8 protein-coding genes and 1 pseudogene are annotated in these 9,785 nt (G+C 61.9%); 3 read left to right on the forward strand and 6 right to left on the reverse strand.

What is annotated here, in order from left to right; genetic code table 11:
• Window positions 1-143 precede the first annotated feature (143 nt).
• From sutA to glnK, 3 genes are all read right to left on the reverse strand, one after another.
• Window positions 144-467 (reverse strand): transcriptional regulator SutA, encoded by a 324-nt coding sequence (gene sutA, locus ACNQPL_RS16300; RefSeq protein WP_346612602.1) that lies wholly within the window; start codon window positions 465-467, stop codon window positions 144-146.
• 429 nt (window positions 468-896) lie between these two features.
• Complete coding sequence (locus ACNQPL_RS16305; RefSeq protein WP_346612603.1) at window positions 897-2,228, reverse strand: ammonium transporter; 1,332 nt, start codon at window positions 2,226-2,228, stop codon at window positions 897-899.
• A gap of 47 nt (window positions 2,229-2,275) precedes the next feature.
• Window positions 2,276-2,614 (reverse strand): P-II family nitrogen regulator, encoded by a 339-nt coding sequence (glnK, locus tag ACNQPL_RS16310; RefSeq protein WP_002555808.1) that lies wholly within the window; start codon window positions 2,612-2,614, stop codon window positions 2,276-2,278.
• A gap of 364 nt (window positions 2,615-2,978) precedes the next feature.
• Here glnK and ACNQPL_RS16315 point away from each other — a divergent pair, with 364 nt between their 5' ends.
• Window positions 2,979-3,242 carry an accessory factor UbiK family protein gene (locus tag ACNQPL_RS16315; RefSeq protein ID WP_416467251.1) on the forward strand — a complete coding sequence of 88 codons (264 nt, stop codon included), beginning with the start codon at window positions 2,979-2,981 and terminating at the stop codon, window positions 3,240-3,242.
• A 22-nt stretch (window positions 3,243-3,264) separates the two neighbouring features.
• Here ACNQPL_RS16315 and ACNQPL_RS16320 read toward each other — a convergent pair whose 3' ends face one another.
• A complete protein-coding gene (locus ACNQPL_RS16320; protein WP_416467252.1) occupies window positions 3,265-5,292 on the reverse strand; it encodes a DUF4034 domain-containing protein in 2,028 nt (675 codons plus the stop codon).
• Between the two features lie 250 nt (window positions 5,293-5,542).
• Between ACNQPL_RS16320 and ACNQPL_RS16325 the strand changes: the two genes are divergently transcribed.
• Both ACNQPL_RS16325 and ACNQPL_RS16330 read left to right on the forward strand, forming a co-directional pair.
• Window positions 5,543-7,033 carry a YifB family Mg chelatase-like AAA ATPase gene (locus ACNQPL_RS16325; RefSeq protein ID WP_416467253.1) on the forward strand — a complete coding sequence of 497 codons (1,491 nt, stop codon included), beginning with the start codon at window positions 5,543-5,545 and terminating at the stop codon, window positions 7,031-7,033.
• A 211-nt stretch (window positions 7,034-7,244) separates the two neighbouring features.
• A complete protein-coding gene (locus tag ACNQPL_RS16330; RefSeq protein WP_346612607.1) occupies window positions 7,245-8,546 on the forward strand; it encodes an Nramp family divalent metal transporter in 1,302 nt (433 codons plus the stop codon).
• A gap of 353 nt (window positions 8,547-8,899) precedes the next feature.
• Here ACNQPL_RS16330 and ACNQPL_RS16335 read toward each other — a convergent pair whose 3' ends face one another.
• Window positions 8,900-9,265, reverse strand: coding sequence for a response regulator transcription factor (locus ACNQPL_RS16335; protein WP_346612608.1), 366 nt, complete (start codon window positions 9,263-9,265; stop codon window positions 8,900-8,902).
• Window positions 9,262-9,639 (reverse strand): annotated as a pseudogene (locus tag ACNQPL_RS16340) (response regulator transcription factor); the annotation flags it as partial. The gene ACNQPL_RS16335 and the pseudogene ACNQPL_RS16340, both read right to left, overlap by 4 nt.
• Window positions 9,640-9,785 lie beyond the last annotated feature (146 nt).

Genomic DNA, 9,785 nt, shown 5'->3' on the forward strand with positions numbered 1-9,785 from the left:
TCTCCCACAGAATGGTCTCTGCCCTCAGCTCGGCGCTCTAGCTGTGGAGGCGGCGTGCCGGCGATGCGGCCAGGACCGGCAGCACAAAACCTATAGCCACAAAAAAGCCCGCAGCGACGGCGGGCCTTTTTGGGTTCAGCCACTCAGATAGGGCGGCTGCCGTACTTGTTGTCCGGCTTCTTGGGCGGGTCGGCGACCACGTTGGCCTCGACTTCCTGCACCTTGCCACCGCGAGAAAGGAACTCTTCCATCGCCTTGGCCAGGGCATCACGCTCCTTCTGCTTGGCTTCCATGCTCGGCATCTCGTCTACCGAGACAGCCGCCTTGGATTTGCCCTTTGCAGCGGGTGCCGGGCTGTCGTCGCCAGCATCTTCGGCGACATCGTCAGCCGCAGCTTCGAGGCCATCATCAGCCTCGTCTTCGTCGCCTACTTCGAGGTCATCATTTTCCAGATCGTCGTCGCTCATGTTCTACCTCATGACTTGCGAAAAGCAGGTTAGTTATAGACCAGTGCAGCCGTAGACCGGCAGCCACCAGTGAAAATTCAACTGGCCGTGGGTTAGGCCACTGCCCTTGGGTCGGCGCTCCTGATGGGAGGCGGCACCCAGCAGGCCCTGCTCCTGGCAGGACCTGACAAATCCTTGAGCCCCTGCTGGCCACACGCTATTGGCAAGCCTAGCAAAGGCTGACGAAGCATGCGGACAACTCGTCCAACACCCCTCGGCGCGCATTCTAGCGCGCCCGTAGAAAAAGCAAAGCTCCATAAACGCCCTGCGACTTGTAAGTTTTTGGCCTACGTCGCGAACGTGAGTGATAAACCGTTTGCTCTGCAGGAAATCGCAAAAAACAGACAAAAAAATGCCCGGCAAGCCGGGCAAATTTTTCCAGCGTCGCAGTTACAGGTTGTAGCCGCGTTCGTTGTGTTGAGCCAGGTCGAGGCCGACCGACTCTTCTTCTTCGTTGACCCGCAGGCCCATCACCACATCCAGCACCTTGAGAATCACGTAGGTGACGATGGCGGTGTAGACCACGGTGAAGATCACGCCCTTGGCCTGGATCCAGACCTGAGCACCGATATCGGTGACCGCGCCGAAGCCGCCCAGGGCCGGTGCGGCGAACACGCCGGTGAGGATGGCGCCGATGATGCCGCCGATGCCGTGTACGCCGAAGGCATCCAGGGAGTCGTCATAACCCAGCTTGCGCTTGAGGGTGGTGGCGCAGAAGTAGCAGATCACGCCAGACGCCAGGCCGATCACCAGGGCGCCCATCGGGCCTACGGTGCCGGCAGCCGGGGTAATCGCAACCAGGCCGGCGACCACACCCGAAGCGATGCCCAGGGCGCTGGGTTTACCGTGGCCGATCCATTCGGCGAACATCCAGCCCAGTGCGGCAGCGGCGGTGGCGATCTGGGTGACCAGCATGGCCATGCCGGCAGTGCCGTTGGCGGCTGCTGCAGAACCTGCGTTGAAACCGAACCAGCCGATCCACAGCATGGCCGCGCCCATCAGGGTGTAGCCCAGGTTGTGCGGGGCCATCGGCGTGGTCGGGTAGCCTTTGCGCTTGCCCAGCACCAGGCAGCAGACCAGCCCAGCGATACCCGCGTTGATGTGCACAACGGTGCCGCCGGCGAAGTCGAGCACGCCCCAGTCCCACATCAGCGCGCCGTCACCGCTCCAGACCATGTGCGCGATTGGTGCGTAGACCAGGGTGAACCAGATGCCCATGAACACCAGCATCGCAGAGAACTTCATGCGCTCGGCGAAGGCACCCACGATCAGCGCCGGGGTGATGATGGCGAAGGTCATCTGGAAGGTGATGAAGACCGCTTCAGGGAACAGCGCGGTGGCCGAGGTCAGCCCCTCAGGCGTGACACCGCTGAGGAAAGCCTTGGAGAAGCCGCCGACGAAGGAATTGAAATTGAGCACGCCCTTTTCCATACCGGTGGTATCGAAGGCCATGCTGTAGCCGTAAACGACCCAGAGAATACTCATCAGGCCGGTGATGGCGAAACACTGCATCATCACCGAAAGCACGTTCTTGGAACGCACCATGCCGCCATAGAACAGGGCCAGGCCCGGGATGGTCATGAACAGCACCAGCGCCGTTGCGGTCAGCATCCAGGCGGTGTCGCCGGAGTTCAGCACTGGGGCAGCCTCCTCTGCCAGGGCAAGGCCGGGCATTACGAGGGACAATAGGGCTCCTAGCCCTGCGATCTTACGCAGAGTCATGTTGTTTTCTCCTGGGGCGTTGGGTTTGGTGAGGCTTTTTTTGGCGCTTAGATCGCGTCGGTATCGGTTTCGCCGGTACGGATGCGGATTGCCTGCTCCAGATTCACCACGAAGATCTTGCCGTCACCGATCTTGCCGGTGTTGGCAGCCTTGGTGATGGCTTCGATCACTCGATCGAGGTCCTTGTCGTCGATGGCGACGTCGATCTTCACCTTGGGCAGGAAGTCGACCACGTATTCCGCACCGCGATACAGCTCGGTGTGACCCTTCTGCCGACCGAAGCCTTTGACTTCGGTGACGGTGATGCCCTGCACGCCGATTTCCGACAGTGACTCGCGCACGTCGTCCAGCTTGAACGGCTTGATGATGGCTGTGACTAGCTTCATGAAACTCTCTCCCGATTTGGTGGACTTGCCCCAGGAAAACAAACCCGTCTCAAGTCTAAGCGCAGCGGTTGGCTTTGTAACGCGTCGTCGGCATCCGGCTCCGCGTGCGCACTGCCTGGTCACAAGGAACTGCATCAGTGCATGGCTCATATGGGTCTTTGCAGAAACCTTGCCAGTTTCGTTAAAGCCGCGAAAAACAGCGGGTTGGGTCGAACAACCGGCATTGGCCAGTCGCCAGCATCGCAAAGATGCACAGCTTTGGTGCGCGCAAATGCACGCGGCTGCTCGAAAAATGTGCAGTCAGGCGCCAAAGTGTGCCGTGCTACACTGCGGACCATTTCCCAGTACCCGTGGACAGCCGAACATGCTCGCGCCCAAAGCCTTTCTCGACGCCCTGAGCGACCAAGCCTCGCGCCTCTTCAACAGCGAAACCGCCCAGCCCCGTGCCGAACTGGAAAGCCAGTTCAAGGTGCTGATGCAAGGTGCCTTCAGCAAACTGGACCTGGTCAGCCGCGAAGAATTCGACAGCCAGATGGTCGTCCTGGCCCGCACCCGCGCGCGCCTGGAGGCCCTTGAAAAACAAGTGGCCGAGCTGGAAGCCCGGATGGCGCCAGCGGCCAAGGAATAAAGATCCGGCTGCGGCTCTGCGCTCAGGCAGAGGCCCGCAGCCGGTCAGGCGCCGGGTTGCTTACCTTCGGTGGCAGTTCACTGGCTTGCAGGTCGCCTCGGAACAGCGCCGCACCGCACACCGTGAACAGTGTCTTGAACAGGTTGTGCGAATTACGGATCTCGGCCTGGATGCCTTCGATCGCTGAATCCCCAGGTTGCAATGCGACGCCACGGTTAACCCATTCGATGGCCGCAAAGCGGCTCTGCTTGCGTGTGCCCTGCCCATGCATCCAGGCCAGGCCCAGCTCCGCACAGGCGCGCCCGGCTATTCCACAGTGGGGGAACTCGACCAGATCCAGCAGGTAAGCCACAGCTTCTGCCCGCTCCCGTGGGTCACCGAACTTGCGCTGCAGGATGGCCACTTGCAGGCGGGCGTGGGCATCGAGCTCTTCGTTACCCAGGCAATCGAGCAACAGGCGCCGAACGGTCATCATTGCACTGCGCTCGCTGAGGTCTTCGCGCCCTCGCATGCGTTGGCAGGCCAAGTCATATTTGGCTATCTGGCTGCCCGACTGTGCGGCACACAGCAGCCAATGCTTTGCAGCTGCGGCGTCCACGAATTGCTCAGGGGTTTCACCCAACCGACCGCAGTGCAACGCGTAAAGCGAAGCCGCGGCATCCGGCAGCTTCCCGTCGGCACACGCCTTGTATAGGTAATAGGCAGCATCGTACTGCTTGGCAGCCCAAAGCAGACGCGGCACCTCAAGCACGTCAAAGCCCAGCCCCTCGCGCCCGCATTGGCGTTTAACCGCGGCGTGCAACCAGCTGGCCGCGAGCTTCGCCGATTGGCTGAACCCCCACAGTCCAAACTGATGCCCGGCGGCACGCAATGCACAGGCCGCCGCTTGCCTGCGGTCCTCGCACAACCGTTCGATGGCTATACGGAACGCCTGCTTGTCGTCCTGCACGCCATGGAACAGCACCAGGCAAACAAAGCTGCGGAACGGCTCACCGATGGTCGGTACGAAACCTTGATCAGGGTAGAGTTCTACGCAGGCGTCAAAATCACGCATCGCGCCCGGGAAATCCTGCAGCGAAATGCAGCGAAAAGCCGCTCGCCTGGCCAGCAACGTGGCGCGCTCTCTGGGCCTCAGCTCGCGGTGCTGCCATTGCTCGAACGTTCGCTGCCACACCGCAACCTGCCGCGGCTGATCGGGCTGTGGCAGCCAGAACTGGTCTTCGAGCGCCAACCAGCGGATCGCATTGCGCTGCATTTCATTCCAACGCAAACACAGCGGGCCATTGGCCAGGGCATCTATTGCTTCATAGCTGCCACCCCAGCGTGGCGTGAGGTAGGAGGCATACGCCTCGATCGCCTCGAAGCAATCGGGAAACCAGGCAAGCGCATGACGCAGCCAATAACGCTCGGCACACCCTTGCTCAGCGGCCAGGCGTGCGCTCAAGCAGTTTGGCAGCACCTGCGGCAGGTCTACCAGTGGCGCCAGGCCCTGTTTGACCAGCAGGGGGGCCGCAGCCTCCTGCACTTCGACATCGGCATGCGCACTCGGCCGAAACCGCGCCGCCTGGCCATCAAACAACTCGACCAGCCACCCGGGCTCCCGGAAATGCGCGCTGATCTGCAGCATGCCGATTGCCGCCGCCACGGGTTGCGCACAGCGCTCCATGGCCCGCAAGAAGTGGGCTACAGCCATTTCACAGGCCAGCTCCGCAGCCAGCCAGCGTTCGTCAGCAACCTCGTTGGCGGCGAGCGTACCGCGGATATGGCAGGCGCGGTTGAAGCAGTGAAACCCCATGGCCACTTGCGGGTGATAGGCTTTCGGGCAGGCATCGATCCAGGCTTTGAGCCGCTGTGTCAGGGCTTTGCTGCCGTCGACATCCCAATCGACCAGCATGTGCCCCTGAACGGCTTCAAGATAAGCCGGGCATTCCCCCGGCGGTGCTTGCTGCCAATGTGCCTGGAGGGCGTCGAAGAAACGGTTGAGCTCAGCGAACTCATTTGCCTGCACCCGTTTACGGATCTGCTGGCGGGTGCGAGTGAGCGTTTGCACGGGCAGTACCTTAAGTCCATTTTTTGGGAGCCGCGTTGCCATCCAATGGAGCGGCGCGTGAACACTAAGCCATAGCTTAGATGGGCGCAAAGATATTGGATCCATTAATTGTCATATTGTATGAAAGTACGGGGGATAACCCTGACCTGAAAAACAAGGACGCACTCTTCTCGCCCCCACAGCCAGCACACTCACTATCCTTGTCGAAGCCGCAGGAAGCGGCGCCCTCCTCATCGACAACGGAGCGTCCATGTCCCTCGCCCTCGTCCATAGCCGCGCACAGGTTGGCGTCCAGGCCCCTGCGGTCAGCGTCGAAACTCACCTGGCCAACGGCCTGCCACAACTCACCTTGGTAGGCCTGCCCGAGACGACGGTGAAGGAAAGCAAGGACCGAGTGCGCAGCGCCATCGTCAACTCCGGCCTGAACTACCCGCAAAGGCGCATCACCCAGAACCTGGCGCCGGCTGACCTGCCAAAGGACGGTGGCCGCTACGACCTGGCCATTGCCCTGGGCATACTAGCCGCCGACGGCCAAGTGCCGGTGGCAGCCCTGGTCGATATGGAGTGCCTTGGCGAGCTGGCGCTTTCCGGCAAACTGCGCCCAGTGCGCGGCGTGCTGCCTGCCGCCCTGGCGGCGCGGGCGGCAGGCCGGGCGCTGGTGGTGCCACGGGAAAACGCCGAGGAGGCGAGCCTTGCGGGTGGTCTGGTGGTGTATGCAGCAGGGCATCTGCTGGAACTGGTGGCTCATCTGAATGGGCAGGTACCACTACCGCCATTTGCCGCCAATGGTTTGATGCTGAAAAGTCAACCCTACCCCGACTTGAGCGAAGTCCAGGGGCAGATTGCCGCCAAACGCGCGTTGCTGTTGGCCGCAGCCGGGGCGCACAACCTGCTTTTTACCGGGCCGCCAGGCACGGGCAAAACGCTGCTCGCCAGCCGCCTGCCCGGCCTGCTGCCGCCGCTGGATGAACACGAAGCGCTGGAAGTGGCCGCTATCCAATCGGTGAGTGGGAATGCGCCTTTGAACAGCTGGCCGCAGCGGCCCTTCCGCCATCCGCACCACTCGGCCTCGGGCCCGGCACTGGTCGGCGGCAGCAGCCGGCCGCAGCCTGGTGAAATCACCCTGGCGCACCACGGCGTACTTTTTCTGGATGAGTTGCCGGAGTTTGAACGCCGTGTGCTGGAGGTGCTGCGCGAGCCGCTGGAGTCTGGCGAGATCGTGATTGCGCGGGCGCGGGACAAAGTGCGCTTTCCTGCGCGTTTCCAGTTGGTGGCGGCCATGAACCCCTGCCCTTGCGGTTACCTCGGCGACCCCACCGGCCGCTGCCGCTGCAGCACCGAGCAGATCCAACGCTACCGCAACAAGCTGTCCGGCCCGTTGCTGGACCGCATCGACCTGCACCTGACCGTCGCGCGCGAAACCACCACCCTCAATAACCAGCCCAGTGGTGAAACCAGCGCCACTGTGGCGGTGCGGGTGGCTGAAGCACGCGATGTGCAACAACGCAGGCAAGGCTGCGCCAATGCGTTTCTCGCCCTTGAGGGTTTACGCCAGCATTGCCGGTTGGACGCGGCCGACCAGGCTTGGCTGGAAAACGCGTGCGAGCGCCTGACGCTCTCGTTGCGCGCCGCCCACAGGCTGTTGAAGGTAGCGCGCACGCTGGCAGACCTGGAGGGGGCCAGTTCGATCGCGCGTGCGCATCTGGCTGAGGCTTTGCAGTATCGGCCTGGCAGCCTTTAGGACCTTGCCCTGGCATATCTATCAATCGGCCTATTCAGGCCATTGATACTGGCAATTTCAAAGCACTTTGGCGCGGCCCCCATGACCACGAGGGTTCCAGTTGCATCTGTAATACTTAGAAATACTTTCATACAAATTGCAGTTGTACGACATCCTATCTACTGTGTTCGACTGCGCTCGTTTCAACAAGAACAATAATCGGAGACATCCCATGTCGAGCACTCATTCGGCTGAGGGCAGCGCTGCCGCGCCCTCTCAAAGCCGCGTTACGCGGCTGATCAAATTGCTGGGCCCAGGCATCATTGCCGTGCTCTCCTGGCTTGGCGCAGGTGATCTGATAACCTCATCCGTAGCGGGCGCCAACTACGGTTACGCCATGATGTGGGTGCTGGCCGTATCGCTGCTGCTCAGGTACCTGATCGTTAACATCATCGCCCGCTTCCAGCTGTGCAATAACCAAGGCATGACCATCCTCCAGGGCTACGCGCAGCTGCACCCGGTGTTCGCCTGGTTCATGCTGGCGTATGCGCTGCTGATGGGGCATCTGATGAATGCCTACATGATCAAAGGCGCGGGCGAAGCGCTGGCGATGCTGTTGCGCATCGACTACCCGCTGCTGTGCTCGATGGCTGTGGTGCTGGCGGTGTGGATGCTGGTCGGGCGCAATATCTACGCAATGATCGAAGGCGTGATGAAAGTCCTGCTGGCCGTCATGACCTTGGCCTTCCTGGCCCTGGCGTTGATGTCAGGCCCGGATGTGGCCGGCATCGTCAAAGGCACCATCGGCTTCAGCATCCCGGCGGACGAAGGCGTGCACGGTGCGCTGCTGGTGGCCGTTTCGGTGATTGGCGCAGTGGCAGGCTCGGTAGCCAACTTCGTCCACCCCTATGTGATGCGCCAGAAAGGCTGGGTTGGCCCGCAGCACAAGCGCATCCAACGCAACGACCTGCTGTTCGCGGTGTTCGTCGGTATCGTCATCAACCTGGCGATCTGGATCGTCGGCGCGGAAATCCTGCGGCCCAACGGCATCGAAGTGAAGACCCTTGGCGACCTGGGCAAGGCCCTGGAAATGTTCTTCGGCCCAATCGGCTGGTACATCTTCTTCATTGGTGTGTTCGCCACGCTGTTCGCCAGCATTTCCGGCAAGACCACAGCTTTCCCGATGCTCATCACCGACGCCTTCCAGCATGTACGTCCAGAGCGGCGTGAGCGTTACGGCAAAGCGTTTCACAAGGACCCGATGCACAAGTGGTTCATGCTGTTCATTCTGGTCACACCGCTGATCTGGTCCATCCCCGGCATGCCCGACTTCGTGACCCTGACCATCGGCGTCAGCGCGTTGAACATCATCGGTTTGCCAGTGATTTCGCTGGGCCTGTTGATCATGTCCAACCAGAAGTCACTGCTGAGCAAGGAATACCGTAACAACCTGTTCGAGAACATTGCGCTGGCGTTTGCGACGGGGCTGGCGTTGTGGGTGGCGTTCCAGTTGGGGGTGGATCTGTTTAGCTGAGGCGCTTGCCACAGTAGTTGCAGCGCCTATGAGATCGAGCGCCGCCCGCGCGGCGCATCGCGGCTGAAGCCGCTCCTACATTTGTTGCAACGTGCCATGGCCTGACAGGCCATAGTTGTCAGCCTTGTTGGCACGACGCGGTTTCTCGGCTGGCGCTGCTGTCGCCTCACCTGTCATCGGTCATGCACCAAGGCGAACAACCATGGCCTGACTGGAACGGCGCGTTGCAACAAATGTGGGAGCGGCGGTGCGGCGATCCGACTTGCCCCGCGAAGCGCCGCGCGGGCGGCGCTCGATTTACGCATCGCCACAACGCTCAAGGCATGCACTTGACGCCCACCGCGAATAGCGCCCTATCTATTCGCCAAGGCCTCCTCGACCACCTTCAGCAACGCCTCTTCGCTGAACGGCTTCCCCAGGCAAGCCCGCGCCCCGAGCCTCAGCGACATCTGCACCGCCAGGTCATCCCAATGCGCCGACATGCAGATCACCGGCAACCGCCAGCCCCGCTGCGCCAGCTCACGCTGAACCTCCAAACCTGACAGCCCAGGCATTTTCAGGTCCAGCAGCACGCACCCGGCCATCGGTGCCTGCTCCGATGCCAACAGCTCTTCCCCCGAAGCGAACAGCACCGTGCCAAAACCGGCCGAACGCAGCAGGTTGGCCAGGCTTTTGCGCACTGAAGCATCGTCGTCGACAATGCACACCCCTCTGCTCATGCGGCGCCCTGGCCCTCGGCACGGGCCTCGATGAGGTTGTGCATGGCGACCAGTTCGACCAGCGAGCGGGACTGCATCTTGTTCATGATGTTCTTCTTGTGAACCTTGGTCGTCACCTCGCTGGTGCCGATGTGCCTGGCGATCTGTTTGTGCGACAGGCCATCGACCACCAGCGAAAACACCTGGCGCTCACGCTGGGTAAGCCGCTGGTACTTCTCCTTGACCTGCCGCGCCTGCAGCCACTTGCGGCCTTGCACCAAGGCACGCGCGCGCGCAGCATCGAGCACCGCCAGCAGCTGCGCTTCGTCGAAAGGCTTGGTCAGGAACTCCACGGCCCCGGCCCGCATGGCCTGCACGGTCAGGGGGATAGTGCCGTGGGGGGGGGGGGGGGGGGGGGGCGCCCCCCCCCCTACCGGGAGCCTGGCTTGGTTCTCGCGGTGATGCATAAACCGAGCGCCGCCGGCGCGGCGCATCGCGGCTAAAGCCGCTCCTACATTTGTTGCAACGCGCCGTTCCAGTT

The sequence above is a fragment of the Pseudomonas sp. LFS044 genome, from assembly GCF_047978245.1.
In the GTDB taxonomy this organism is placed as follows: domain Bacteria; phylum Pseudomonadota; class Gammaproteobacteria; order Pseudomonadales; family Pseudomonadaceae; genus Aquipseudomonas.

Coding starts and splice junctions, on each gene's coding strand:
- ACNQPL_RS16315 (WP_416467251.1), top strand. CDS start 2,979: ATGCTCGCGCCCAAAGCCTTTCTCGACGCCCTGAGCGACCAAGCCTCG.
- ACNQPL_RS16330 (WP_346612607.1), top strand. CDS start 7,245: ATGTCGAGCACTCATTCGGCTGAGGGCAGCGCTGCCGCGCCCTCTCAA.
- ACNQPL_RS16305 (WP_346612603.1), bottom strand. CDS start 2,228: ATGACTCTGCGTAAGATCGCAGGGCTAGGAGCCCTATTGTCCCTCGTA.
- ACNQPL_RS16325 (WP_416467253.1), top strand. CDS start 5,543: ATGTCCCTCGCCCTCGTCCATAGCCGCGCACAGGTTGGCGTCCAGGCC.
- ACNQPL_RS16335 (WP_346612608.1), bottom strand. CDS start 9,265: ATGAGCAGAGGGGTGTGCATTGTCGACGACGATGCTTCAGTGCGCAAA.
- sutA (WP_346612602.1), bottom strand. CDS start 467: ATGAGCGACGACGATCTGGAAAATGATGACCTCGAAGTAGGCGACGAA.
- glnK (WP_002555808.1), bottom strand. CDS start 2,614: ATGAAGCTAGTCACAGCCATCATCAAGCCGTTCAAGCTGGACGACGTG.